22 protein-coding genes are annotated in these 24302 nt (G+C 52.7%); 13 read left to right on the top strand and 9 right to left on the bottom strand.

Translation table 11 applies throughout. The features are described from left to right. Positions 1–2 precede the first annotated feature (2 nt). From GJJ30_RS17880 to GJJ30_RS17865, 4 genes are all read right to left on the bottom strand, one after another. Positions 3–3149: an efflux RND transporter permease subunit gene (locus tag GJJ30_RS17880; RefSeq protein ID WP_154176550.1), complete on the bottom strand. Its 3147-nt coding sequence runs from the start codon at positions 3147–3149 to the stop codon at positions 3–5. Between the two features lie 105 nt (positions 3150–3254). After that, complete coding sequence (locus GJJ30_RS17875) at positions 3255–4304, bottom strand: efflux RND transporter periplasmic adaptor subunit (RefSeq protein ID WP_154176549.1); 1050 nt, start codon at positions 4302–4304, stop codon at positions 3255–3257. A 17-nt stretch (positions 4305–4321) separates the two neighbouring features. After that, positions 4322–5641 carry a TolC family protein gene (locus tag GJJ30_RS17870; protein WP_154176548.1) on the bottom strand — a complete coding sequence of 440 codons (1320 nt, stop codon included), beginning with the start codon at positions 5639–5641 and terminating at the stop codon, positions 4322–4324. Between the two features lie 82 nt (positions 5642–5723). Beyond that, entirely contained in the window at positions 5724–6347 is a 624-nt protein-coding gene (locus tag GJJ30_RS17865) for a TetR/AcrR family transcriptional regulator (RefSeq protein ID WP_154176547.1), read from the bottom strand. 227 nt (positions 6348–6574) lie between these two features. On the opposite strand from GJJ30_RS17865, the gene GJJ30_RS17860 reads away from it, so the two are divergent. From GJJ30_RS17860 to GJJ30_RS17840, 5 genes are all read left to right on the top strand, one after another. Next, positions 6575–7522 (top strand): aldo/keto reductase, encoded by a 948-nt coding sequence (locus GJJ30_RS17860; protein ID WP_154176546.1) that lies wholly within the window; start codon positions 6575–6577, stop codon positions 7520–7522. A 1-nt stretch (position 7523) separates the two neighbouring features. Continuing rightward, positions 7524–8564 carry a zinc-binding alcohol dehydrogenase family protein gene (locus GJJ30_RS17855; RefSeq protein WP_154176545.1) on the top strand — a complete coding sequence of 347 codons (1041 nt, stop codon included), beginning with the start codon at positions 7524–7526 and terminating at the stop codon, positions 8562–8564. Next, positions 8561–9373 carry a sugar phosphate isomerase/epimerase family protein gene (locus GJJ30_RS17850; protein ID WP_154176544.1) on the top strand — a complete coding sequence of 271 codons (813 nt, stop codon included), beginning with the start codon at positions 8561–8563 and terminating at the stop codon, positions 9371–9373. Before GJJ30_RS17855 ends, GJJ30_RS17850 begins: the two co-directional genes overlap by 4 nt. Before the next feature lie 116 nt (positions 9374–9489). Beyond that, on the top strand, positions 9490–9831 hold the full coding sequence (locus GJJ30_RS17845) for an L-rhamnose mutarotase (RefSeq protein ID WP_154176543.1): 342 nt from the start codon (positions 9490–9492) through the stop codon (positions 9829–9831). Between the two features lie 129 nt (positions 9832–9960). Beyond that, entirely contained in the window at positions 9961–10329 is a 369-nt protein-coding gene (locus tag GJJ30_RS17840; RefSeq protein ID WP_154176542.1) for a DUF7674 family protein, read from the top strand. A gap of 155 nt (positions 10330–10484) precedes the next feature. Here GJJ30_RS17840 and GJJ30_RS32370 read toward each other — a convergent pair whose 3' ends face one another. Further along, the gene (locus GJJ30_RS32370) at positions 10485–10901 is read right to left on the bottom strand and encodes a hypothetical protein (RefSeq protein WP_229313218.1); all 417 of its coding nucleotides are present in this window, start codon (positions 10899–10901) and stop codon (positions 10485–10487) included. A gap of 44 nt (positions 10902–10945) precedes the next feature. Between GJJ30_RS32370 and kdpA the strand changes: the two genes are divergently transcribed. Then, positions 10946–12661 carry a potassium-transporting ATPase subunit KdpA gene (gene kdpA, locus GJJ30_RS17830; RefSeq protein WP_154176541.1) on the top strand — a complete coding sequence of 572 codons (1716 nt, stop codon included), beginning with the start codon at positions 10946–10948 and terminating at the stop codon, positions 12659–12661. On the opposite strand, the gene GJJ30_RS17825 is transcribed toward kdpA, so the two are convergent. After that, positions 12650–13012 (bottom strand): toxin-antitoxin system TumE family protein, encoded by a 363-nt coding sequence (locus GJJ30_RS17825; RefSeq protein WP_154176540.1) that lies wholly within the window; start codon positions 13010–13012, stop codon positions 12650–12652. The genes kdpA and GJJ30_RS17825 overlap by 12 nt on opposite strands. Next, the gene (locus GJJ30_RS17820; RefSeq protein ID WP_229313216.1) at positions 13009–13326 is read right to left on the bottom strand and encodes a hypothetical protein; all 318 of its coding nucleotides are present in this window, start codon (positions 13324–13326) and stop codon (positions 13009–13011) included. Before GJJ30_RS17820 ends, GJJ30_RS17825 begins: the two co-directional genes overlap by 4 nt. A 31-nt stretch (positions 13327–13357) precedes the next feature. Between GJJ30_RS17820 and kdpB the strand changes: the two genes are divergently transcribed. The 7 genes from kdpB (at position 13358) to GJJ30_RS17785 (ending at position 21780) form a co-directional block, all read left to right on the top strand. Continuing rightward, positions 13358–15427, top strand: coding sequence for a potassium-transporting ATPase subunit KdpB (gene kdpB, locus GJJ30_RS17815; RefSeq protein WP_154176538.1), 2070 nt, complete (start codon positions 13358–13360; stop codon positions 15425–15427). Positions 15428–15439: 12 nt separating this feature from the next. Continuing rightward, entirely contained in the window at positions 15440–16015 is a 576-nt protein-coding gene (locus tag GJJ30_RS17810; protein WP_154176537.1) for a K(+)-transporting ATPase subunit C, read from the top strand. 273 nt (positions 16016–16288) lie between these two features. Continuing rightward, positions 16289–17401, top strand: a complete 1113-nt coding sequence (locus GJJ30_RS17805; protein ID WP_154176536.1) for a porin — start codon at positions 16289–16291, stop codon at positions 17399–17401. A gap of 76 nt (positions 17402–17477) precedes the next feature. Continuing rightward, positions 17478–18605, top strand: coding sequence for a sensor protein KdpD (locus tag GJJ30_RS17800; protein ID WP_205880579.1), 1128 nt, complete (start codon positions 17478–17480; stop codon positions 18603–18605). After that, on the top strand, positions 18602–20341 hold the full coding sequence (locus GJJ30_RS17795) for a sensor histidine kinase (protein ID WP_154176534.1): 1740 nt from the start codon (positions 18602–18604) through the stop codon (positions 20339–20341). The genes GJJ30_RS17800 and GJJ30_RS17795 overlap by 4 nt, the downstream gene beginning before the upstream one ends. A gap of 45 nt (positions 20342–20386) precedes the next feature. Then, positions 20387–20980: an SGNH/GDSL hydrolase family protein gene (locus GJJ30_RS17790; RefSeq protein ID WP_154176533.1), complete on the top strand. Its 594-nt coding sequence runs from the start codon at positions 20387–20389 to the stop codon at positions 20978–20980. Between the two features lie 119 nt (positions 20981–21099). Then, a complete protein-coding gene (locus tag GJJ30_RS17785) occupies positions 21100–21780 on the top strand; it encodes an esterase family protein (RefSeq protein WP_310588326.1) in 681 nt (226 codons plus the stop codon). Here GJJ30_RS17785 and GJJ30_RS17780 read toward each other — a convergent pair. Both GJJ30_RS17780 and GJJ30_RS17775 read right to left on the bottom strand, forming a co-directional pair. After that, on the bottom strand, positions 21775–22713 hold the full coding sequence (locus tag GJJ30_RS17780) for a ring-cleaving dioxygenase (RefSeq protein WP_154176531.1): 939 nt from the start codon (positions 22711–22713) through the stop codon (positions 21775–21777). The two genes, GJJ30_RS17785 and GJJ30_RS17780, sit on opposite strands and share 6 nt — an antisense overlap. An 88-nt stretch (positions 22714–22801) precedes the next feature. Next, positions 22802–24295: a serine hydrolase domain-containing protein gene (locus GJJ30_RS17775; protein ID WP_154176530.1), complete on the bottom strand. Its 1494-nt coding sequence runs from the start codon at positions 24293–24295 to the stop codon at positions 22802–22804. Positions 24296–24302: the final 7 nt, after the last annotated feature.

The following is a 24302-nucleotide window of genomic DNA, read 5'->3' as shown; positions in this document are numbered from 1 at the left end:
AATCAGTAAACGGCGGTTTCCGCTACTTCTTCGACGACTTTGGTTTTCCGGAAGCGATTGGTAAACCATTCCTTGGTGCGGTCGACGAGGTAATAGACCATCGGAACCAGAAAAACCGTCAGGATCATCGAACTGGTCAGCCCGCCGATCAACACCCAGGCCAGCGAATTTTTCCATTCGGCACCCGCGCCTTTGGCGATCGCAATCGGAATCATCCCGATCACCATGGCGATGGTCGTCATCAAAATCGGGCGCAACCGTTCTTCCCCGGCGTGGAGGATGGCGGCCCGGAAAGGGACGCCTTTTTCCTTCTGCTGATTGGCAAAGTCAACGATCAGAATAGCGTTTTTGACCACCAGACCAATCAGCATCAGCATCCCGAGCATGGCGAAAATTCCGACGTCGGAGGAACTGAGTGCGAGTGCCAGCAACGCACCAATCACTGCCACCGGCACCGAGAACAATACCACGAAGGGGTAAATAAAGCTGTCGTAGAGCAGCACCATGATGAAATAAACCAGCATCAAAGCGGCCAGCATGGCGATTCCGAGCGAACCGAAGCCTTCACTCTGGTTCTTGGCGTCACCGCCCCAGGTAAGCGATACGCCCGCAGGCAGCGGGTTTTTCACCAGGTCGGCCTGAATGGCCGCCGTCAGCGTGCCCGAACCGGTGCCCAGCACGTTGGCGGTGACGGTCACGGACGACCGGCGGTCTTTCCGTTCCAGCAGCGAAGGGCCGTTGCTGAGCGCGACGTTGGCAAATTCCGCCAGACGAACCGAACGCTGCGCCGTCGGGCTGTAGAAATTGATGCTCCGAACGTCGTCCGGGTTTTTGCGGTCGAAAGCGTCCAGCATCACGCGGATGTCGTAGTCTTCACCGCCATCGCGAAACTTCGAATCGTCGTTTCCGGCAAAGGCGTTCTGCAAGGTACCTCCGACGGTCTGGATGTTGAGCCCCAGTTTGGCCATTTTCTCGCGGTCGATCTCGACCCGAACTTCCGGATTTCCCGACTCAATTGACACATTCACGTCGTTGGCGCCGGGCGTTTTGCGGATGCGGTTTCCGAGATCATTGGCGGCTGCCAGAATCTGGTCCAGATTATCGCCACTGAGGAAAATCTCGATCGGCGCGGAACCGGAATTGACCATCCCGACAACCGACGAGTTGAATTCGATGGCCGGAAAATGCTGTTCCAGTTCTTTCCGGAGCGTAATCATGTAGGTTTCCGTGGGCTGATGACCGGGGCGCTCGGCGGCTTCGGCCAGTTGAATGGTTAATTCCGTGCGGTTGGTTTCGCCCTGTCCCGTGCTGTTCATCCCCGTGCTGGCCCCGCCCACGTTCGCGAAAATGGAACGGACTTCCGGTTTTTTCCGGAGATACGTTTCGATCTGCCGGGTCGTCAGGTTATTGTGTTGGAGCGATGCGCTTTTATCGACTTTCATCGTTAGCAAAAACTTGCCCTGATCGCCCTGCGCTACGAATTGTGAACCGATAATGCCCAGACTCATCACCCAGCCCGTGAACACGAAGAGCGCGATCAGCATGCCGGTAAAGATCAGTTTGTGGCTCAGCACCCATTCCAGCCGGCCGTGGTACCACCTGGTTAAACCGGTCAACCCTTTTTCAAACCAGATTAAAAAAGCCTGGAACGGATTTCTGGGATTCAGGTGTTCGAGTTTGGCCAACCGCGAAGTCAGCCAGGGCGTCAGTGTAAAACTCGCCAGCAAACTGACCATCGTGGCAAACGCAACCGTCAGCGAGAACTGGCGCAGCAGATCGGCGATGACCGAATCGACAAACGTAATCGGCACAAAAACCACCACAATAACGAGCGTAATGGCTACGGCGGCAAAACCGATCTCTTTCATCCCGTCGAGCGTGGCCTGCCAGCGGTTTTTACCCATTTCCAGGTGTCGCTGAATGTTTTCCAGGACCACAATCGAGTCATCGACCAGAATCCCGATCACCAGCGACAGGGCCAGCAACGTCATCAGGTTCAGCGAATAGCCCATCACAAACATGAACAGGAAAGCCGAAATCAGCGAAGCCGGTACCGAAACCATGACAATGAAGGCATTCCGGAAGCTGTGCAAAAAGAGCAGCATCACAACGCCTACGAGGCCAATGGCCAGAATCAAATCGTGCGTGACGGCTTCAACGGATTCGAGCGTAAACACGCTGCTGTCGTAGGCAATCGCAAAATGAACCTTGTCTTTGGCGCTTTCTTTCTCGATCCGGGCCAGTTTTTCCTGAACCAGCCGGCTGATTTCCACCGCGTTGGCGTCGGATTGTTTTTTGATGAATAAACCGATTCCGTCCTGTCCGTTGTAGCGGCTGATGCTTGACGATTCGGTTAAACCGTCGGTTACATTGGCCACGTCGCCCACGCGGATCGGGCTACCGTTTTGGGGCGTCACGATCACGAGTTTGCGGATGTCATCCAGCGAAGTGAATTTGCCCGCCAGCCGCAGCGTCATGTTTTCCGAGGTACTTTTTACTTTTCCCGTCGGGAAATCCATGTTGCCCTGGTTGATGGCCTGCGTCACCTGCAGCAACGATAAACCGTAGTAATTCAGTTTGTCGTCGTCGACGTTCACCCGGATTTCGCGTTTGTCGCCCCCCACCATCGTGATGTCGGCCACGCCCTTGATCTGCTGAATCACCGGCAGGTATTCGTCTTCGACCTTCTGGTAAAACACTTCGTTCGGCAGGGTGGAAGTCGCCAGCAACTGCATGATGGGCTGGTCGCTGGGCGAAATTTTCGACATCGACGGTGTTTCGGCATCGTCGGGCAAATCGCTCACCATTTTGTTGATGGCGCGCTGGGCGTCTTCCAGAGCCGCATCAATGTCGGTGCCCGGTTTGAACTGGACAATCACGACTGACGCGTTTTCGAGCGACTTGGATTTCACGTCGTCGAGGTTGTCGAGACCGGAAACGGCGTCTTCAATTTTTTTACTGACTTCCGTTTCGACTTCCGAAGGAGCCGCACCCGGATACACCGTGGTGATGGTGATGACTGGTACCGAAAATTCCGGTAACAACTCATAACTCAGCATCCGGTAGGAGAAAAAACCGCCGATGGTCAATATCGCAAACAGCACGATAATCATCGAGGGGCGTTTGATGATGGTTTCGAAGAAGTTCATAGCTTTTTAAATTGAGCGAGTGAGCGATTGAGTGGTTGAGTGATTAAGAGCAGCGAGGTGGGATTTGCCACTCAATCGCTCAATCACTCATTCACTCAATGAAAATTATTGCGCAGAAACTAAGGTGCCGTTCTGGAGGTTGATCTGGCCGCTGGTCACTACCTGATCGCCGGGTTTCAGCCCTTTCGTGATTTCGTAATACTGGTTGGTCGTTGCGCCGATTTCGACCGGTTTCAAAACCGCCCGTCCGTTTTCAACTACATACAGCTGCGGTTCTTTGGCCGAGCCCAGAATGGCCTGACGCGGAACCGCTAAAGTCTTTGTTTTCAGTGTATTGGTGTTGGCGATTGAACCGTACATACCGGCTTTCAGCGGGTTGGCGCTGGAGTTGTTCACCGTAATCTGAACCGGATAATTGTGGGCGGCATCACCTTCGGCTCCGATCATCGAAATGCGGCCCGTAAACCGGATGTTGGGATAAACCTCCGTCTGGATGGGAAGCGACTGGCCGACGCGGAACTGATTGATGGCTTTTTCCGGCACATCGACAACCAGCTTCAGCGACGAAATATCCGTGATTTTAGCGATGGGCGATCCAACCGAGACAACCGAGCCTTTCTCCACCAGTTTCTGGGTCACAATGCCCGAAAAAGGCGCGGCAACGGTGGTGTTGGCAATCTGTTTTTTGAGCTGCTTGATCTGCGCTTCGGTAGCCCGGATGTTCAACTGAGCGCGTTCGAGATTGATGGCGGGCGTGGCGTCTCCTTTCACCAGCGCATCATACCGCCGAACGTCGTTCTGGTACCCTTCCAGCGTCACCTGCAGGGCTTCGACCTGATACCGAAGCTGTTCGTCGTCGAGCTTGGCAATCAGGTGGTTGGCACCCACCAATTGACCTTCTTCAATCGGTAACTGAAGAATCTGGCCACCCGCCTGCGGGCGGATTTCGATTTCGCGGTTGGGCGAGAACGAACCCAGAAACTGGGTTTCTTCCGCCAGATTCCGGAATTCGGCCATAGCCGTCCGAACGCCCACTTTCTGGTCGGCGTCGGGTTTGTACACTTTGGCTTCAACGGTTTTTTTGTTGTCGAGCAGCGTCCAGGCAGTCAGGCCCAGCGTGGAAATAATGGCGAGTACTGTAACAATGCGTTTCATGGTGCTAACAGGTTGTGTTATTGATTGATGACGAGATTACCGGTGGCTTTTTTCCAGTCGAGTTCGGCGGTGCGGAACGTCACCAGCGTGTTGAGATAATTGTTTTGGGCTTTGCGGAGTTCGTCTTCCGTCTGAATGACTTCACTGACGTCGACGGTGCCTTCTTTAAACTGGAGTTGGGTTTGGGTGTAAATCTTTTCGGCCAGCGCCACCTGCGCGCGGTTGGTTGCCAGGTTTCGCTGTTCAACGAGCAGTTTGTTTTGGGCGTTCGTAATGTCCATCGTGATCGACTCGCGGGTTTGCTGGAGTTGCGTATCGAGTTTCTGGTTGTCGAGCCGCTTTTGGGTCACTTTCGCTTTCCGGGCCAGACCGTCGAAAACATTCCAGTTCAGTTGCAGACCGACCCAGTAACCCGGCACATTTTTGAGGTACGACTGATCTCCGCCAATGGCAAAAACCGTACTGTTCGCAACGCCGTAGGCCGATAGGGTAGGTAAAAAACCGGCCTTAACATTCTGTAGATCAAGGCCATTGAGCGCCTTCTGGCGGTCAAGCACCAGCAGGTCGGTGCGGTTGATGGCGGGCGCGTCGAAGGAAACCGCCGGGATGGTTTCGTCGATCACGGTCTGCACCTGCAAGGGCTCGCTTTGCGGAATACCGCTCAGGTATTTCAGCAGGTTCAGCAACTGGTTGTACGTCGCCTGCAACGACTCGATCTGGGTTTCGGATGCGGTTTTGCTCAAACGCAGCCGGTCCACATCCACGCCCTTCGCCAGTTGATTCTGACGCAGCAAATCCGTGATCTGAATCAGCCGGTCGGACGAAACGATGTTCCGGCGCAGAAAGGCCATTTGCTGGGCGGTGGTCTGGAGGTTGTAATACGTGGCCGATACGTTATATGCGACGTCTTCTTTCACCTGCCGGGTTTGCAGCGCCGACAGGTCGCGACTGGTTTTGGCGACTTTTAACCCAATCATCACCGACGGATTGTAGAGGGCCTGCGAAGCCTGTACGGAGGTCGAGAAGTTGTAGGGAAGTCCAAATGCCAGCACCTGATACGTGCCTTCGGGACCGCCGAAGGCCGAGGTCGGCACAACCTGCCCCGGAATTTTCAGGTAGCGTTTGTAATCCCCCGAGAGGTTGACGGAGGGCCGGGCTCCGGCTTTTACTTCGGCAATTCGGGCCTCGGTTTTGGTTTCGTCCAGTTTTGCCGATTGAACGCTCAGGTTGTTGGTAAGCGCCTTATTTAGGAGCTGTTCCAGTGTAAGTTCCTGAGCCTGAGCGAGTGTGTGCGTGAGTGTCAGTATCGCGAAGAGATACCAAAAATTGCGTTTCATACGAGCGGTTGCATTAAATTGGATTTTCAATTGATTAAATTGCTTGATTTAATCAATTGATTAAACCAGGCGCAAAAAAATATCAGGTGGCCGTTTCCGGTTTAAAAAGATAATCGCAGATCATTTCCTTGACATATTCAATATGCTGAGTGGCAAAGGCTTTAAAGCCAGCTTCATCCAATCCGTTTGCCAGCATGGTCATCGGTTTGGAGACGAACAGAAACTGGATGTTGGCAACGATCATGGTCATGATGTGCTGCGAACTGAGGTGGGTAATGGCACCCTGCGCAATGGCCTCGTCGATCTGCTGGTGAAAAATGGATTCCGGAATTTTCTTGGCCATACCAACGGTGGCATAAAGCCGTTCCGGATTCCGGTGCAATTCATTCATGATGAAAATCGTCAGATTCGGATTCTGCATCATCATCTGAAACTGGTGATCAATCAGTTTCGAAATTTTTTCGCGCAGGCTGATCGGCTGATTAACGACATCGAGCATGCCCTGGAACATGAACGAACATAAGTCATTGAAAATGAATTGAAAAAGCTTCTCTTTGCTGCGAAAATAATAGTTCATCAGGGCACTATTGATCCCGGCCGCCTTCGCAATATCACGCGTGGTGGTCCCATCAAAGCCTTTTTCGAGGAAAACCGCCTTGGCAGCTTCCTTGATTTTTTCTTCGGTGGAAACGAGAAGACAATTCATAGTGGTATTGATTAACGGTTCAAAAGTAGACGACGTAAAACTAATAAACAAGAGATTAATCAAAAAGTTTAATCAATTGATTAAAAATGGTTGAAATCTGGTTTAAACGGCCTAAGAAACGATCTGTTAGCAAGTGCCCAAAGTAGAAAAACCGCCCGCTGGACTTACTAAGGCAACCAACAAGCCGTATTTGCACCTTCGGGCCGTACGGTTTTCGACCAACTGAAATGGAGTATCGTAAATTGGGTAAAACAGACATGAATGTCTCGCTCCTGAGTTTTGGAGCGTCGCCCCTGGGCAATGTATTTGATGAAACGAATGAGGAAGAAGGCACGCGCGCGGTTCACGCAGCCATCGATCACGGCATCAATTTCTTCGATGTTGCCCCGTTTTACGGCGACACGCTGGCCGAAACCCGGCTGGGCAAGGCCCTGAAAACCAAGCGGAATACGGTTTTTCTGGCGACGAAAGGCGGGCGTTACGGCAACGGCGTCTTCGATTTTTCGTACGACCGCATCCTGCGCAGCATCGACGAGTCGCTGGAACGGTTACAAACCGATTACGTCGATCTGCTGACAGTGCACGACATCGAGTTTGGCGATCACGATCAGGTTATTAACGAAGCCATTCCGGCCGCCCAGAAAATTAAGGAATCCGGCAAGGCGCGCTACATCGGTTTTTCGGGTTTACCGGTTCGGTATCTGGCGAAGGTTGCCCGCGAGGTCGAGGTCGATACGGTTTTGTCGTGGGGCCATTACACGCTGCTGGCCGACGAAATCAACGACGAACTGGTGCCGCTATCACTCGAAAAAGGTTTTGGGTTGCTCAATGCCGCTCCGCTGATGCAGCGGATTCTGTCGGACGCGCCGATTCCGGTCTGGCAAAGTTCTCCGCAGGCCGTGAAAGATCTGCAACCTCAATTGCTTTCCATGTGTCAGGAATACGGGTTGGAACTGAGCGATGTCGCGCTGAACTACGCGGTGGGTCATCCGGTGATTGCCACCACGATTGTTGGCATGAACACGCTAAAGCAGCTTGAACAGAATGTCCGGGCGCTTCAGCTTACCATTCCCGACGAATTGCTGCAACGGATCGAAACCTTGGTAGCTCCGGTCAAAAACCAGTTGTGGTTTGAAGGAAAACCGGAAAACAATATCCCGAAACCCATTTTCTAACATGACGACGCAACGCGCACTGGTGCTGGTTGAACCCGGAAAAACCGAAGTACGGGAAATTGAAATACCGGTTTTAGGTCCGGAAGAGGCTCTGTTACAGGTGAATATGGTTGGTTTCTGCGGAGGTGATCTGAACGGTTTTCGCGGACTGTTCGAATTGCAGGAATACCCGAACGTGCTGGGCCACGAAGTCGGAGCCACCATTCTGGAAACCGGCAGCCAGGTTCCCGACGAGTTCAAACCGGGCATGAAAGTGACGCTCAACCCGTATCTGAACTGCGGCCATTGTGTTTCCTGCCGCAAAGGTCGTCCGAATGCCTGCCAGGATAATAAGACGATGGGTGTCCGGCGTCCGGGCGCCATGACCCGCGTCATTGCGGTTCCCTGGCAAAAACTGCATTCGTCGACGCAACTGTCAGCCCGGGAGTTGGCGCTGGTGGAGCCGCTAACGGTCGGTTTTCACGCGGCTGCCCGGGGTCGGGTTTCGGCGGGCGAAAAAGTGGCCGTGATCGGTTGCGGAATCGTCGGGATGGGGGCCATTGCAGCCTCCGTTCACAAAGGTGCGGAAGTGATTGCTATCGATATCGATGAGGCTAAAATGCACACGGCGAAACTGGCCGGAGCTGCTCATACCATTAATACCACGAAGGTCGATCTGCACGAAGCGCTGAGCAAAATCACCGACGGCGATGGCCCGGATGTGATTATCGAAGCCGTGGGCAATGCGGCAACCTACCGTGCGGCTGTGGACGAAGTGGCGTATACGGGCCGGGTGGTGTACATTGGGTACGCCAAAAAACCGGTCGATTACAATACCGGCACGTTTGTCCGGAAAGAAATTGAAATTCTGGGTTCGCGTAATTGTCTGGGCGATTTCCCGGACGTCATTGAATATCTGGAAGCGGGTAAATTTCCGGTCGATGCGGTGATCAGCCGGGTGGTTTCGCTGGACGAAGCCGGGCAGGCGCTGGCGGATTGGTCGGCCAATCCGGGACCCATCACGAAAATTATGGTTGATTTTGACACTAGTAAAACCCGATGAAATCCGCTGTAACTATTGCGTTAGTGCCTGAAATAAAAACCGGTCCGTGGATTTACTGGCACGATCTGGAAACGAGTATGGCCAAAGCCGCCGACCTCGGATTCGACGCTGTTGAATTGTTCACCGCTTCGGCGGACGCCGTCGCGCCAGATCGGCTGGCGACGCTGTGCGAGGAGTTTGGGGTAAAAATAGCCGCCGTGGGCACCGGCGCGGGAAAAGTCATTCACGGGTTGACACTTACCGACCCCGATGCGGCCGTCCGGTCAAAAGCCGTATCGTTCATTGCCGACATGATGGCGTTCGGTGCCGGTTTTGGCGCTCCGGCCATCATCGGCTCGATGCAGGGCAATGTTCAGCCGGGCGTCGAGCGGGAACAGGCACTGGAATGGCTCGCCGACGGATTAAACATTCTCGGAAAACAGGCCGGTGATCGGGGCGTCAACCTGATTTACGAACCACTGAACCGCTACGAAACCAACCTGATCAACCGGCTGGAAGATGGCGTCAGTTTGCTGGAATCGCTGGATAATCAGCATGTTAAGCTGTTGGCTGACCTGTTCCACATGAACATTGAGGAAACGTCGCTGGCCGACAGCATCCGAGTGGCCGGTTCAGCAATCGGTCACGTCCATTTTGCCGACAGCAACCGACGCCCGATCGGTTTTGGTCATACGAGTCTCAGCGAAGTCGCAGCGGTCTTGAAAGAGCTTGATTACCAGGGCTACATTTCCGCCGAAGCCTTCCCCTGGCCCGATCCGGATGAAGCTGCAAAGCAGACGATTGAGTCGTTTAAACGGTATTTTGGCTGAGCGTCTGAGTACTACAGACAAGGCTGTAAAATTTTGATGCTACCAGCGATCAATCAAAGCCCTCCGGGCTTGTAAAGATTTGATTAATAGATTGTTCCATACTTTTAACTGATACAATGCAACGATTTTGCCTCGCTCTTGACCTGAAAGATGACTCCGAATTGATCGCCGAATACGAGCAGTGGCACGCCAAAGGCAGCGGCTGGGCGGAAGTCCGGGCGAATGACCTGGCCGCCGGTATTCAGGATCTGCAGATTTACCGCACCGGAAACCGCATGTTCATGATTCTGGAAACGGACGACAACTTTACGTTTGAGAAAAAGGCCGCGCTGGATGCCGTCAATCCGCACGTGCAGCGGTGGGAGGAACTGATGTGGAAATTTCAGGAACCGCTGCCCTGGGCCAAACCGGGCCAAAAGTGGGTGCTGATGGACCAGATTTTTCAGTTTGAGAAATAAACCTTCCGAAATGAAAGGGTCCCTGCCGGGCTAAGTGCCCGGTTTTAAGGGTAATATATTAACAGTCAATTGGTTTTAAAGAATGGTATCGAATTGGTCGTAGGGTTGGCCTACCCATTCAATACTCGTATGGAATCCATTCTCGAAAAACCGGAATTGATTGACTTTCTGGTCAAACTGATTCCCGAAGCTCATCAGGATTTTGAGTCCCTGCCCGCCGAAGTCAGCGACTGCGCGATCGCCCACAAGCTGGCCGAAGTCACCACCTTACTGCTGGACCAGAACCGCTTCCGCGCCGTCAAGCATTGTCTGCTGGCGGCCGACGAATTGCTGCTACATGGTAGCGAAGCCATCAAAACGTTTATAAACTCCGTTTACATTCACCGGCTAACTGTCCTGATCGATCGCGCCGACAACCGGGCCGAAATGCTCGAATACCTGTTGCCCCACCAGCTCCGGATCGAGTACCTCCGCCAACTCAATACCTGTCTGCCTTAAATAAACGCCGGAAATGAATACGGACATTTCGAGTGAAGTGGCCTCGGATTGTCATTTGCCGCTGGCCGACCTCATTTGTGAAACCATAAGTTAGAATACCGCCCGGTCGCCGAACTGCCGCGCGATGAGCGGTTTTGGCACCAGTGCCGGGGTTGTCAGCACCACGGCATCCTCCCGCGAACGTCCGGGAAGTACTGTTTGTGCACCGGAATGCTACTCGAACCGGGAAAAGTCGCATGACACCAGCCTGTTAAAATGGAAATCCGACCCTTCCAAAATGAAAAAGTTAACGAGGTATAAAACCACGTCAATGAAAAATGTTTCTCAGTAACAATCTGAAAAACAATGGCTTGAGCGAATGTTGGGGTTGCGGGTTTTTCGTGGAGATCTTTTTGCCAATTCCTAAGCAGTTTTAAACAACCTGTAAAATGGAAACTCTCTTTATTCTGGCCATTACCGCCTTGCTCTGCTTCGTCATTTTTTACAAAACCATCGACTGGTTCGAGAAAATCTAACCGTGCGCCCATGATCACGCTTGTTTTTTTTATCGCATTGCTGGTTTTCGCGTACATGCTGTACGTGCTGATCAAACCGGAAAAATTTTAATACAACCACTATGAATACGGAATGGATTGGCGTCATTGCCATGTACGGACTGACGGTTTTACTGGCAATTCCGCTTGGCAAGTATCTCGCCAAAGTATTTAAAAACGAACCAAATGTGTTCGATTTCATGGCTCCCTTGGAGCGGCTTATTTATCGGCTGGGCGGCATTGACCCCAACAAGGACATGTCCTGGAAAGAAAATCTGGTTGCTTTGCTGACGATCAATGCGGTTTGGCTGGTGTACGGATTTGTGCTGTTGATCAGTCAGGGAAGTTTGCCGCTCAACCCGGACGGAAATCCCTCACAAACGCCGGACCTGGCGTTTAATACGGCCATCAGCTTCGTCGTCAACTGTGATTTGCAACACTATTCGGGTGAATCGGGCGCAACGTATCTGACGCAACTGGGCGTCATGATGTTCCTTATGTTTGTGTCGGCGGCTACCGGGATTGCGGCAGCGGTTTTGCTTTTCCGCTCGTTTATGCCCAAAACCGTTGAAACGGTCGGCAATTTTTACGTTCTCTTTACGCGAGCTATCACCCGTTTACTGTTGCCTGGTTCGCTGCTAATCGCTCTCATTCTGGCGTTCAACGGAACCCCGGCTTCGTTCGACGGCAAAGATACCATCATGACAATGCAGGGCGATACCGTGGGCGTTTCACGCGGCCCGGCTGCTGCGATGATTGCCATTAAACACCTGGGCACCAACGGGGGTGGCTATTTTGGCGCTAACTCGGCGCACCCACTCGAAAACCCCAACTACCTGACCAACATGGTCGAAATGATCGCTCAGGTGCTGATTCCGATTGCGATGATTTTTGCGATGGGGTTCTTCATCAACCGCAAAAAATTCGCCTGGGTCGTTTACAGTGTCATGACTGTCGGAATGCTCTGTCTGCTAATTCCAACAATCATTTCGGAGCTGAACGGCAATCCGGCTCTTGCGAAGATGGGAATTTCGCAACTGTCGGGGGCGATGGAAGGCAAGGAAGTTCGGTTTGGGGCGCTGGCATCGGGTTACTGGAGTATTGTAACCACCATTATTTCAACGGGTTCGGTCAATTCGATGCACGACAGTTCGATGGCGCTTTCGGGGGCGATGCAACTCCTGGGCATGATGGTCAACGCCTTTTACGGCGGGGCAGGCGCGGGTTTGCTTAATTTTTACTACTTCCTGATCATCGCCGTTTTTGTCTCGGGATTGATGGTGGGCCGCACCCCCGAACTCTTTGGGCGGAAAGTCGAAGCGCGGGAAATCAAGATTGCTTCGGTTGTGGCCCTGCTGAGTGCGTTGCTCGTCAAAGGGGGAACGGCTTTGGGTGCCTGGGTTTTTATGCAGTATGGTGCCGCCGACTGGGCGGTGAAACCGTCGGCCTGGCTGAACAACCCCGGTTTTCACGGGTTTTCGGAGATTCTGTACGAATTCACTTCGGCCAACGCCAACAACGGTTCGGGCTTCGAAGGGTTGGGCGACAATAATTTTTTCTGGAACTACACAACCGGTATTGTGCTGATTCTGGGGAGGTTTCTGCCGATTATCGGCCCTGTCGCCATTGCCGGTTTACTGGCGCGGAAGAAGTACGTACCCGAATCGTCAGGAACGTTGCCGGTCGATACGCCGACTTTCGGGCTGATGATTTTCGCGGTCATTTTCATCATCACCGCCCTGTCGTTCTTCCCGGCGCTGGCGCTGGGTCCGCTGGCGGAATATTTTTCATTGCGGTGACTGTTGTGAAGCAATGATTTGATCCGAAATGAATTGCAAAACATCGGCTAATGAAACAGCTGGGAAAGATTCTGCGATTTCACTCGATCCAATGTGACGATGAAACGGAAAGGTTGTGAATTCAGGAAAATGGGGCGTATTGTCCCAACGGAAAATCGTCTCATTATCCGGATTCATCCATTGATAACCGTACTTGAATTTATCGCCTTTTCGCGATTCGTAAGCAACAAGCCGGGAATGATCAATGAAGGTAATTTGGGCGCGTTCAACGGTTTTGGTTCCAGGACTATTTTCTACGGTGTGCTGATACGTACTAACAATTGCAGCGAACGTTTCAATGACTTCAATCATGGATTAATCTGCTGCAGATAACTAGAATAATCCAGTATGAAATCGATCGAATCATCCCAATCATTGTCGTCATCCTCTTTCTCAATGATCCCAAATTTTGATAAAACCGGGTCCGATTTATCGACAACCCGACGGCGGAATTCATCAAAATTCATTCCGTATTTCTGTTCGTAAAAATCAATGCGGCTTTGGTAATAGGCAATTTTTTGCTGCAATAGATTTCGGATTTCAATGCGAAGGAAGTCTTCCGTACTACGATAGCCGAACGCATGAACTACTTTCTCCAGTACGGATTGATTCGGTGATGCAATCATAACACAAGACATTTTTTTCAAATATAACACTATGGCACAGCCAAAACAATCCTCCCTCTTCCAGCGCGAGCTCGTCGGGAAAGCCATTCGGGAGTCGTTTATCAAACTAAATCCGGCTATTCTGATCAAGAACCCGGTCATGTTCACCGTCGAAGTCGGCACGCTTATCATGGTGCTGGTGACCGCCTACATTGCCTTTTCGGGCGACACGACTCAGGGAACGCTGAGCTATAACCTGGTCATCACCCTGATCCTGCTGGTGACGGTGTTGTTTGCCAACTTCGCCGAAGCCATCGCCGAAGCGCGGGGCAAAGCCCAGGCCGAATCGTTGCGGAAAACCCGGCAGGAAACCCCGGCCAAAGTGATTCGCGCAGTTGGGATGATGAAAGTCAATGAAATTCAAACAATTCCGTCGTCGCAACTGGTGAAAGGCGACGTTTTCGTCTGCGAAACCGGCGACATCATTCCGTCCGACGGTGAGATCATTGAAGGGCTGGCTACCATCGACGAGTCGGCCATTACGGGCGAATCGGCACCGGTTATTCGCGAAGCCGGAGGGGATAAATCGTCGGTCACGGGCGGTACCAAAGTGCTTTCCGACCGCATCAAAGTGCAGGTGACGACCCAGCCCGGCGAGTCGTTTCTCGACAAAATGATTGCGCTGGTGGAAGGAGCCAGTCGGCAGAAAACCCCGAACGAAATCGCCCTGACGATTCTGCTGGCCGGTTTTACGCTCATTTTCATCATCGTCTGCGTGGCCCTGAAACCGTTCGCCGATTACGCCAATACGCCGATTACCATTGCGGCCCTGATTTCACTTTTCGTCTGCCTAATTCCGACCACTATCGGCGGTTTGCTGTCGGCCATCGGGATCGCGGGCATGGACCGGGCGTTGCGGGCGAACGTGATTGCCAAGTCGGGCCGGGCCGTTGAAACCGCCGGGGATGTGGATACGCTGCTACTGGACAAAACCGGTACAATCACGATCGGAAACCGGAAGGCGACCCATTTTTACCCCGCACCAGGTATCTCCAAAAACGACATGATCCGCTCCAGTGCGCTGAGTTCGCTGGCCGATGAAACGCCGGAAGGAAAGTCAATTGTGGAACTGGCGGGGCCGGAAGTGACGCGCAACCTAAGCACCACCGGCGCGACGCTGATCAAGTTTACCGCCGAAACCCGCTCGTCCGGCATCGATTTGCCGGAAAATGGCCGCAGCACTGAACGGCTTCGGATTCGGAAAGGGGCCACGGATTCCATCCGAAATATGGTGGTTCGGGCGGGCCATTCTTTTCCAGTTGAAACCGAAGAACAGGCCAAAAAAATTGCCGCCAATGGTGGTACGCCCTTGGTCGTTGCCCAAAACGAAACCGTGATGGGCGTCATCGAACTACAGGATATTATCAAACCGGGGATTGCCGAACGCTTCGACCGGCTGCGGAAAATGGGCGTCAAAACCGTGATGGTAACGGGTGATAATCCGTTGACGGCCAGGTTTATTGCCGAAAAGGCGGGAGTGGATGATTACATCGCCGAAGCCAAACCGGAGGACAAAATGAACTATATCCGCAACGAACAAACCGGTGGGAAACTGGTCGCGATGATGGGCGACGGAACGAACGATGCCCCGGCGTTGGCCCAGGCCGACGTGGGCGTGGCCATGAATAGCGGGACGCAGGCTGCGAAGGAAGCCGGTAACATGGTTGATCTGGACAACGACCCGACCAAACTCATTGAAGTGGTGGAAATTGGTAAACAGTTGCTGATCACGCGCGGAACCCTCACGACCTTCTCGATTGCTAACGACGTCGCTAAGTATTTTGCCATCGTTCCGGCGCTGTTTACGGTTTCCATACCGGCCCTGCAAAGCCTGAATATCATGCGGTTACACAGTGCGGAGTCGGCTATTTTGTCGGCGGTTATTTTCAACGCCATCATCATTCCGATGCTGATTCCGCTGGCCTTGCGCGGGGTCGAATACAAACCGATCGGGGCCAGCGCGCTGTTGCGCCGGAACCTGTTCATCTACGGTTTTGGCGGACTTGTCGCGCCGTTTATTGGTATTAAACTCCTGGATTTAGTCGTCGGATTATTCATCTAACAAATTAAAAAAATGAAAACTCATATCTCCCCAGCCATTCGACTGACCCTGGTCATGCTGGTTCTTTTAGCGGTTATTTATCCTTTGCTCGTCGCCGGAATTGCCCGATTTGCGCCGGGTGGCGGCAAAGGTGAAACGGTTCTGGTCAATGGAAAAGTGGTTGGTTATCAGTTGATTGGCCAGCAATTTACGGAAGACCGGTATTTCAACAGCCGCCCGTCTGCGGTGGATTACAACGCGGCCGGGTCGGCGGGGTCGAACAAAGGGCCGAGCAATCCGGATTACCTGAAAACCGTTCAGGCGCGGATTGATACCTTTCTGGTGCATAATCCCGAAGTTCAGAAAGCCGCTATTCCCGCCGAACTGGTGACGGCTTCCGGCTCCGGCCTCGACCCCGATCTGTCGCCCGCAGCGGCTAAAATTCAGCTGGCCCGGATTGCGAAAGTGCGCGGTATTTCCGTAGAAAAGCTGAACCAATTGGTTGATAGTCAAACCGAAGGGCCACTGCTGGGCTTGTTTGGTCCGGCCAAAGTAAATGTGCTTCGCCTGAATGTCGGTTTGGACGAATTACGTACCCGCGGACTTTAGTCCGTGAAGCCTTTGCTTAGAGACTGTCTAAAATTACAATTTTCCTTCTTTCGCTTTGCCCCCAACCCCCTAAAGGGGGCTTTAGCACACCGATTAAAGCCCCCTTTAGGGGGTTGGGGGCGGACCTTTACGGTAGAAGATGAGATTTTTGGACAATCTCTTAAAGTTTACATAAAAAATGCCAGGATCTCAGGGACTAAACGAGGTCGCCCGGTGGTCCGTGGGTACATGTAGTGCAACAAAACTCGGCTGGTAGAATAGCCGCATCAAATCATGAAGAAAGTTTTAATAATTACCGCTGTTTTAATAGCGGTTTTGGGTCGCAATTCGTTTGGACAAACCGATTCGTCATCCGCTTCAAAACTAACCTTTTCCGGTTACGCCGAAGTCTATTACGCGCAGGACCTGAGCCAGCCTAAAGCGCAGGAGCGGCCCGGTTTTCTGTATAACCACAAACGAAACCGCGAGGTGAATGTGAATCTGGCGTTTCTCAAGGCGGCTTATTCCGACGAACGAGTACGGGCAAATCTGGCAATTCAGGTGGGTACGTACGCCCAGTACAACTATGCCGCCGAGCAGCCGTTGCTGCGGAATATTTACGAAGCCAATGCGGGCGTGAAGCTGATTAAAAACCGCGATCTGTGGCTGGAGGCCGGGATTTTTACGTCCCACATCGGGTTTGAGAGTGCGGTTTCCAAGGATTGCTGGACCTTGACGCGCAGCCTGTTAGCCGAAAATTCGCCGTATTACCTGGCCGGAGCCAAACTGACCTACAACGCACCGAATGGAAAATGGACGGTTCTGGGATCGGTTTTGAACGGCTGGCAGCGGATCAACCGGCTGGCGGGCTATACAAAACCGTCGTTCAGTACCCAGGTGCAGTTCAAGCCCAGCTCAAAACTGACGCTTAACTGGAGTACATTTCTGGGATCAGATCGGCCGGATTCGTTGAAACAGACCCGGTTTTTCAATAATTTCTACGCCATCATCAATCCGACCGGCAAGTTGGGCGTTACGCTGGGCTTCGACTTCGGTGCCGACCGAAAACCGCTCATCAGTGAAGGAAGGCGCGTTGGAAGTGGAAGTTACGTCTGGTATTCGCCGGTGGTGATTGCCCGGTATGCCGTCAGCCCCAAAAGCTACGTAGCGGGGCGGGCGGAATATTACAACGACAAAAACGGGGTGATTATCAGCACGGGTACGCTGAACGGTTTTCAAACCTGGGGTTATTCCGTCAACTACGACTACGCGGTTTTGCCTAATGCGGTCTGGCGGATTGAATACCGGGTTTTCAGCAGCAAGGATGCGGTTTTTTCCGAAACCGCAACAACCCCGGTGCGACGAACCAACCAGGCAGTCACGACCTCAATAGCTGTAAGTTTCTAGAATGACGATTGACCATCGACCATAGTCAATCGTCGATGGTCGGCGGTCGATGGTCAATCTTCAATCACCTCTCAACATGGACAACAACCGCGATCAGTCTGCTGACCAGTTTCTCCGGCTCATTCAGGAGTCGCGCCGGGGGAAGTTTAAGATTTACATCGGGATGAGTGCGGGGGTCGGCAAAACCTACCGCATGTTGCAGGAAGCGCACGCGCTGCTGCGCGGAGGGATCGATGTGAAGGTAGGTTTTGTGGAGACGCACAACCGGGCCGAAACGCAGGCATTGGTGGAAGGATTGCCGCTGATTCCGCGCCGGAAAGTGTTTTACAAAGGTCGCGAACTGGAAGAGATGGACTTGCAAACCATTCTGAATCAGCATCCTGAACTGGTGATTGTGGACGAACTGGCGCACACCAACGTGCCGGGTTCCCGAAATGAAAAACGCTGGCAGGATGTGCTCGAAATACTCGAAGCGGGCATTAACGTGGTCAGCGCCGTCAACATTCAGCACATCGAAAGTCTGTACGACGAGGTGCACAACATCACCGGCATTGAGGTGCGGGAACGTGTGCCCGACCGGGTTTTGCAGACTGCCGACGAGGTGGTGAACATCGATTTGCCGGCCGATGAGCTGATTATGCGTCTGAAAGATGGCAAGATTTATGATCCGGCCAAAGTCGAAACCGCTTTGCGCAATTTCTTCCAGGCCGATAAAATTCTGCAATTGCGCGAGCTGGCACTGAAAGAAGTGGCGACGGCGGTTGAACGAAAAGTCGAAACGATTTTGCCGGTTGGTGCGCAGTTCCGGCCCGAGCGCCTGATGGCGTCCATCAGCAGCAATCAGGTGGTGGCCCGGAGCGTGATTCGAAAAACCGCCCGGCTGGCGGCTTATTACCAGGCCCGTTGGTGCGTGCTGTACGTGCAGACGCCCGCCGAAGATTCCAGCCGCATCAAGCTGGACGTGCAGCGGCATTTGATCAACAACCTGAAACTGGCGACGGAACTGGGCGCGGAAGTCGTTCAGGTGAAAAACAAGAGTATCTTTAACGCACTGGTTGAGGAGTGTGAGAAGCGAAAAATTACGACCGTCTGCATCGGAAAACCGCATTTTAACCTCCGGCAGGTCATTCTGCGCACGAATGCATTCAATCGGTTGCTGACTAAACTTTCGGAATCGGACATTGATTTAGTGATTCTGTCATGACAATAAAAGTAAAAATATCGCTGGCGCTGGGCTTCCTGTTTGTCGTTATGCTGCTGGTGGGCGGCTTGGCAATGTATTATTTGAACCAGCTTTCGAACGATGCCCGGGCGATTCTGAAGGACAATTACACGTCGTTGCAGTTTGTGGGAAGCATGCAAAAGGCCCTGCTGACGCGCAATACCGACCCCAACGCCCTGAAAACGTTCGAAACCGCCCTGCGCGGGCAGGAAACCCATTTGACGGAGGAAGGCGAAAAAGAACTGGCCGATGCACTCCGGGCGGATTTCGACCGCCTAAAATCCGGAAACCGCATTGACTCCCTGACCGTCGCTCGGATGCAGCAAAATCTGTTGCAACTGGGGTCGATCAACCAGCAGGCCATGTTCCGGAAAAATACCGTGGCCGAGCAAACCGCCAAAGACGCGCTGGTCTGGCTGGCAGTGATGGGCACGTTCTGCTTCCTGATTCTTTTTTCCTTCATCGTCAATTTCCCCGGTTACATTGCCAATCCGCTGCGGGAACTGACGCGTGGGATTCAGGAAGTGGCCAGCCGGAATTTTGAGGAACGGCTGCATTTCAAGTCGGACGACGAATTTGGCGAACTGGCGCGGGCGTTCAACTCGATGGCGCATAAACTCGATGAATACGAGCACACCAAACTGGCCGATGTGCTGTTCGAGAAAAAACGCATCGATACGCTGATTCAGTTGATGGACAACGGGATTATCGGTCTGGATGAGAAGAAAAAAATCCGGTTTGCCAACCCTGTTGCCTGCCGGTTGCTGGGCGTTCAGGAGGCCGAGGTGGTGGGCCGGTACGCACCGGATGTGGCCCTGACCAACGATTTGCTGCGGACGCTGATTCAGAACCTGATGGAAAAACCGTCGGAAGCTGCTGCCGACCGGAAATTTCTGAAAATTTTTGACGAAGGAAAAGAGAGCTATTTTAACCGGCAGACGCACGAGGTGACGCTGACGCGCACCGGCGAAGAGCAGCCCATTGCCGCCGGTTGGGTAATAGTTCTCGAAAATATCACCGCCTACCAGGAGCGCGACCTGGCCAAAACCAACTTCATCGCCACGGTTTCGCACGAATTGAAAACGCCCATTTCGGCCATTAAAATGAGCCTGAAACTGCTGGACGATCAACGCGTTGGTGCCTTGAACGAAGAGCAGAAACAACTGGTCGATCACGTTCGCAACGACGCCGACCGCCTGCTGAACATCACTGGCGAACTCCTGAACATGGCCCAGGTCGAATCGGGCCAGATTCAGTTGACAATCCGGTCTGTTGATCCGGGCGATCTGGTTCATTACGCGACCCGGGCGCTGGAAGTGGCTGCCAGTCAGCGACATATACGGTTTGCGGTTGCCGATCCGACCAACCTGCCCGCTATCAAAGCCGATCCGGACAAAGCTACCTGGGTGCTGGTTAATCTGTTGTCGAACGCCATTCGGCACAGTCCGGAAGAGAACGCGGTTGATATCTCGGTTCGGCAGATGGGCAAGGAAGTGGAGTTTACGGTTCGGGATTTTGGACCCGGTTTGCGCCCCGAACATCGCTCCAAAGTGTTCGACCGGTATTTCCGCGCACCCGGTCAGAACGGGCAGGTCAGCGGAACGGGCCTCGGGCTGGCCATTTCCAAGGAGTTTATTCAATCGATGGGTGGGGAGATTGGGCTGAAAGAAGGCGTTGAACCGGGCGCGGCCTTTTATTTCCGATTGCCCGTGGCCTAAAGTCCGTGGGTACGCGTACTTTTGTCGGAACCATTCCCGAAACCCATGATCTGGTACGAAGACGAAGTCCATCAACTCGAAAAAAAGGTCCGATCCACCGCCGAAGTCACCAACCGCACGGTTTTTTACGGCAGTTCCTCCATTCGGTTGTGGAACACGCTCGATCAGGATTTTTCCGGAAAACCGGTGTTGAACATCGGGTTCGGTGGTTCGACGCTGGCGGCTTGTGGCTGGTTTTTCGAACGACTGGTGGTGCCGGTTCAGCCGCGCTCGATCGTGTTCTACGCCGGTGACAACGACCTGGGCGACGGCCGCCATGCGGAGGAGGTCTACCTGTTTTTCTGCGCGCTGACGGCTAAAATGCAGCGCCATTTGCCCGAAGTGCCGTTTTCATTTGTCGCCATTAAACCGAGCCCGGCGCGCTGGCACCTCATCAACACCATCCGGTTTGCCAATCAGCTCATCCGGCAGAAAATCGAACGAATGCCCGGTTATCATTATGTGGACATTTTCACGCCCATGCTCGACAACAGCGGTCGCCCCCGCTGGGAATTGTTCGAATCGGACGGTTTGCACCTGAGCCGGAAAGGGTACGCGCTTTGGCAACAGGTTATGTTACAGCATCCCGAGATTTTTTAACAAATTCTTTAAGAAAAAATCTGTTCGGTAACTGAAAATCTGTGCAAATTGCTTATTGAACAGGGGCAGTTATGCATCGGGAATACCACAAATGGTTCAGTCCTCGATTGAATCGCGATATGGAGTTACTGGTTTTCGGCCATGCCGGTGCGCGGGTGCTGGTTTTCCCGACCCGACGCGGGCGGTTTTTCGATTTTGAAGACTTTGGTCTGGTCGATGCGCTGTCTGATAAACTGGACAATGGCAACCTGCAACTGTTCTGCGTTGACAGCGTCGACGCCGAGAGTTTGTACAGCCGCTGGATTCCCCCGCACGAACGCGTTTCCCGGCATTTGCAGTACGAGCAGTATATTCTGGAGGAAGTGCTGCCGTTTACCCGCCAGAAAAATCCGCAACCGTTCATGATCTCGTTTGGCTGTAGTTTTGGTGCCTACCACGCCGTAAACATTGCCCTTCGGCATCCTCAGTGGTTCGGTAAAGTGGTGGCACTCAGCGGTCGATACGATTTATCAAAACCGGTCGACTGTTTTCGGGGATTGTTCGACACCTATTACGACGAAACGATTTACTTCAACACGCCCACGCATTTTCTGCCCAATCTGCACGACGAATGCACGCTGGCCCTGCTCCGCCGGATGCATTTCCTGATCGCCATCGGGCAGGACGATCCGTTTATCGACAATAACCGCGAATTGAGTTCATCGCTGGGTGAAAAGCAGATCCCGCACGATCTGTATGTCTGGGAAGGCCGCGCCCACAAGGCCGAATACTGGCAGCAAATGGTGAAAGTGTATTTATAGCAAAACCGGTAAATGACGCTCAATCTCAGCGCGCCGGGGCTCGTATTGAGCGGGTAACTTCAGGTGCGTTCCCAATTCGCTGACGGATTCATCGGCGGTAAAACCGGGGTTGTCGGTGGCAATTTCAAACAACACCCCGCCCGGTTCCCGGAAATAAATCGAATGAAAATAATTCCGGTCGATCTGTTCGGTGACTTCAAATCCTTTGTCGGCGATCCGCTCCTGAAAAACTTTCTGAACCGCTTCATCCTTGACCCGGAAAGCCACGTGATGAATGGTTCCGCCCGCAACGTGTCCCTGGTTTTCGCCCGGAACTTCCACCAGATCGACCAGCGACGCATTTTCGACCGCGCTGGTCGCAAACCGGTAGCGATTAACGTGTTGGTCAATGAGCTGATAACCAAAAAGTTCGGTCAGAACATCGGCCGTGTCTCTGATATTTCGCAGCGTTAATGTTACATTGTGAAACCCTTTCGTCGCCACCTCCGCTTTGACGTCGCTCGTCTCCCAGGGCGTCCGGTTGTCGGCGGTTTTGGAAACAATCAATTCCAGTTTCAGCCCGTCGGGGTCCAGAAAAGGCAGGTAGGTTTCGCCAAACCGCTGCGTGGGTTTGTTGTAAATGACGTTGTGATCCGCAAACCGCTTCTGCCAGAACTCGAGGCTGCCCGCCGGAACCGAATAGCCGATTTCGGTAGCCATGCCGGTTCCGCGTCGGCCCGGCTGAACGGCACTGCCCCACGGGAAAAACGTCAGAATGGTGCCTGGTGAACCGCCTTCGTCGCCAAAGTAAAAGTGGTACGTATGCGGATCATCGAAGTTGACGGTTTTTTTGATAAACCGCAGCCCCAGCACTTTGGTGTAAAAATTGACATTTTTCTGGGCATTTCCGGCAATGGCCGTAATGTGGTGAAGACCTAAAATCTGATTTTCCATACGTGAGAAATTTTCCAGACGGAGAAACGTGGCCCGCAATATAGCTCATCGGGCTGGAAGTAATACAACAAAACCGAGGCAGTTTTCCTCACTTTTCCCGGGTAAATACATCACCGTACACTTTTATCGCCTTCACGTCGGTGTTGTTTTCATAGATCATATCCAGTCGATATTGCCCGTCGCGGTCCAGGAAACGGGTTCGGTTTTCGGGAATGATCTCCATGACGGCTTTGTCCCAATGCGGTTGCAGGTAAAGTTTTCCGTTGGTCTGAACAATATCAAACGTGTAATCGGGCATGCTGTATTTACCGACGATTCGATGGATCTGTTCCGCGCTCAGGTTGTGTTTTCTGACGACGGTCGGTTTATAAAAATTCCAGCCATCCCCCTTCGGATTGTAAAAATTCCAGCCGTAAGCCTTCGAAACGCTTCGCAGAAGTTCGTAGATAATCGTAAAACCGTTGTCGGAATTGGTCATGATCACCACGCCATTGCCGTGGTAGACCTGCGCTGCGTACAGGCTGCGAAAACCGTTGTTGGTTCCGCCGTGAATAAACAGCATGGAATCGCCCTCGTTTTGCATCATGGGGCCAAGACCGTACTGATCCAAATGTTTGGTCATCATTTGATCTGCCATCTTTTTGGAAATCAATCGGTTGGATTTACCTTGAACGGATTTTTGAATTTCGATCACGTAACGCGCCAGATCCGACGGGGTTGTCCACAATCCTGCGGCTGCCATTTCGGGATACGTATGCCAGTTGCCGCTAATCGCCTGTCCGTTCAGTTGATAACCCGTGGCCGCGAACGGCCGAAACCGATCGGACAGTGGTTGTTCGTAGCTGCTGTGCGGCATTCCGATTTTTGAAAAAACGGTTTCCTGCATCAGAACCGGGAACGGCTGGTTAAGCTGATCGACCAAAGCTTTTTGTAAAACCGTATAACCACCACCCGAATACCGGAAAACAGAGCCAGGAACCGTATCCGGAACTACCGCCGGTGAATTGGCAGGTTTTTCCCCATTCAATAGTTGAAGAAGTGACGGTATTTCTTCGCCGTTGGCATACCCCCGAAAACCGTGTACGGTTAGCCCGGCCGTGTGGCTCATGATCCGACGGAGTGTTACCTTTTCACTGGTAGTGTATTTATTTTCAGGTAGTTGCCAGTCTTTCAGGTACGTATTAACCGGTTGATCCAAGGAAAATCGCCCTTTTTCAACCCAGTGTAAAGCCGCCAATGCGGCCACTGGTTTACTGATCGAAGCCGCCTGAAACATCGTGTTTTCATTGACCGGGCGGTTTTCCTCCCGATTGGCAAAACCGTATCCTTTCGTCCATTCCACTTTCCCATTTTTGATAACCGCAATGCTGAGCCCGGCAACCTTGAGTTGCTTCATCCGATCGGTCAGATTAAATGGCTGTTCACCTTCGACGACGATGGCGGGTAAAAGGTTGTTTTCAACCTGCCGGATTTTGTCCGATAAAGCAGTTTGTGCCAGCGTAATTTGACACCAGCCAGCAAGCCATAAAAACAGAGAATGATAAACCCGATTAGGGCGGAGAGAAAGGTTCAGAATCAGCATAATAGAA

Source organism: Larkinella terrae (assembly GCF_009668025.1).
Lineage (GTDB): Bacteria > Bacteroidota > Bacteroidia > Cytophagales > Spirosomataceae > Larkinella > Larkinella terrae.
Note: the sequence above shows the minus strand (reverse complement) of the source record. Positions and strands in the feature narration are given on the sequence as shown.

Bases quoted from the DNA above. Each gene is read 5' to 3' on its own strand.
- GJJ30_RS17870 (WP_154176548.1), bottom strand. From the start codon at position 5,641: ATGAAACGCAATTTTTGGTATCTCTTCGCGATACTGACACTCACGCAC.
- GJJ30_RS17780 (WP_154176531.1), bottom strand. From the start codon at position 22,713: ATGGAAAATCAGATTTTAGGTCTTCACCACATTACGGCCATTGCCGGA.
- GJJ30_RS32370 (WP_229313218.1), bottom strand. From the start codon at position 10,901: ATGTACGCGAAAACCAGCAATGCGATAAAAAAAACAAGCGTGATCATG.
- kdpB (WP_154176538.1), top strand. From the start codon at position 13,358: ATGGCACAGCCAAAACAATCCTCCCTCTTCCAGCGCGAGCTCGTCGGG.
- GJJ30_RS17805 (WP_154176536.1), top strand. From the start codon at position 16,289: ATGAAGAAAGTTTTAATAATTACCGCTGTTTTAATAGCGGTTTTGGGT.
- GJJ30_RS17810 (WP_154176537.1), top strand. From the start codon at position 15,440: ATGAAAACTCATATCTCCCCAGCCATTCGACTGACCCTGGTCATGCTG.
- GJJ30_RS17860 (WP_154176546.1), top strand. From the start codon at position 6,575: ATGGAGTATCGTAAATTGGGTAAAACAGACATGAATGTCTCGCTCCTG.
- GJJ30_RS17845 (WP_154176543.1), top strand. From the start codon at position 9,490: ATGCAACGATTTTGCCTCGCTCTTGACCTGAAAGATGACTCCGAATTG.
- GJJ30_RS17880 (WP_154176550.1), bottom strand. From the start codon at position 3,149: ATGAACTTCTTCGAAACCATCATCAAACGCCCCTCGATGATTATCGTG.
- GJJ30_RS17875 (WP_154176549.1), bottom strand. From the start codon at position 4,304: ATGAAACGCATTGTTACAGTACTCGCCATTATTTCCACGCTGGGCCTG.
- GJJ30_RS17840 (WP_154176542.1), top strand. From the start codon at position 9,961: ATGGAATCCATTCTCGAAAAACCGGAATTGATTGACTTTCTGGTCAAA.
- GJJ30_RS17795 (WP_154176534.1), top strand. From the start codon at position 18,602: ATGACAATAAAAGTAAAAATATCGCTGGCGCTGGGCTTCCTGTTTGTC.
- GJJ30_RS17850 (WP_154176544.1), top strand. From the start codon at position 8,561: ATGAAATCCGCTGTAACTATTGCGTTAGTGCCTGAAATAAAAACCGGT.
- GJJ30_RS17800 (WP_205880579.1), top strand. From the start codon at position 17,478: ATGGACAACAACCGCGATCAGTCTGCTGACCAGTTTCTCCGGCTCATT.
- GJJ30_RS17785 (WP_310588326.1), top strand. From the start codon at position 21,100: ATGGAGTTACTGGTTTTCGGCCATGCCGGTGCGCGGGTGCTGGTTTTC.
- kdpA (WP_154176541.1), top strand. From the start codon at position 10,946: ATGAATACGGAATGGATTGGCGTCATTGCCATGTACGGACTGACGGTT.
- GJJ30_RS17855 (WP_154176545.1), top strand. From the start codon at position 7,524: ATGACGACGCAACGCGCACTGGTGCTGGTTGAACCCGGAAAAACCGAA.
- GJJ30_RS17865 (WP_154176547.1), bottom strand. From the start codon at position 6,347: ATGAATTGTCTTCTCGTTTCCACCGAAGAAAAAATCAAGGAAGCTGCC.
- GJJ30_RS17825 (WP_154176540.1), bottom strand. From the start codon at position 13,012: ATGATTGAAGTCATTGAAACGTTCGCTGCAATTGTTAGTACGTATCAG.
- GJJ30_RS17820 (WP_229313216.1), bottom strand. From the start codon at position 13,326: ATGATTGCATCACCGAATCAATCCGTACTGGAGAAAGTAGTTCATGCG.
- GJJ30_RS17790 (WP_154176533.1), top strand. From the start codon at position 20,387: ATGATCTGGTACGAAGACGAAGTCCATCAACTCGAAAAAAAGGTCCGA.
- GJJ30_RS17775 (WP_154176530.1), bottom strand. From the start codon at position 24,295: ATGCTGATTCTGAACCTTTCTCTCCGCCCTAATCGGGTTTATCATTCT.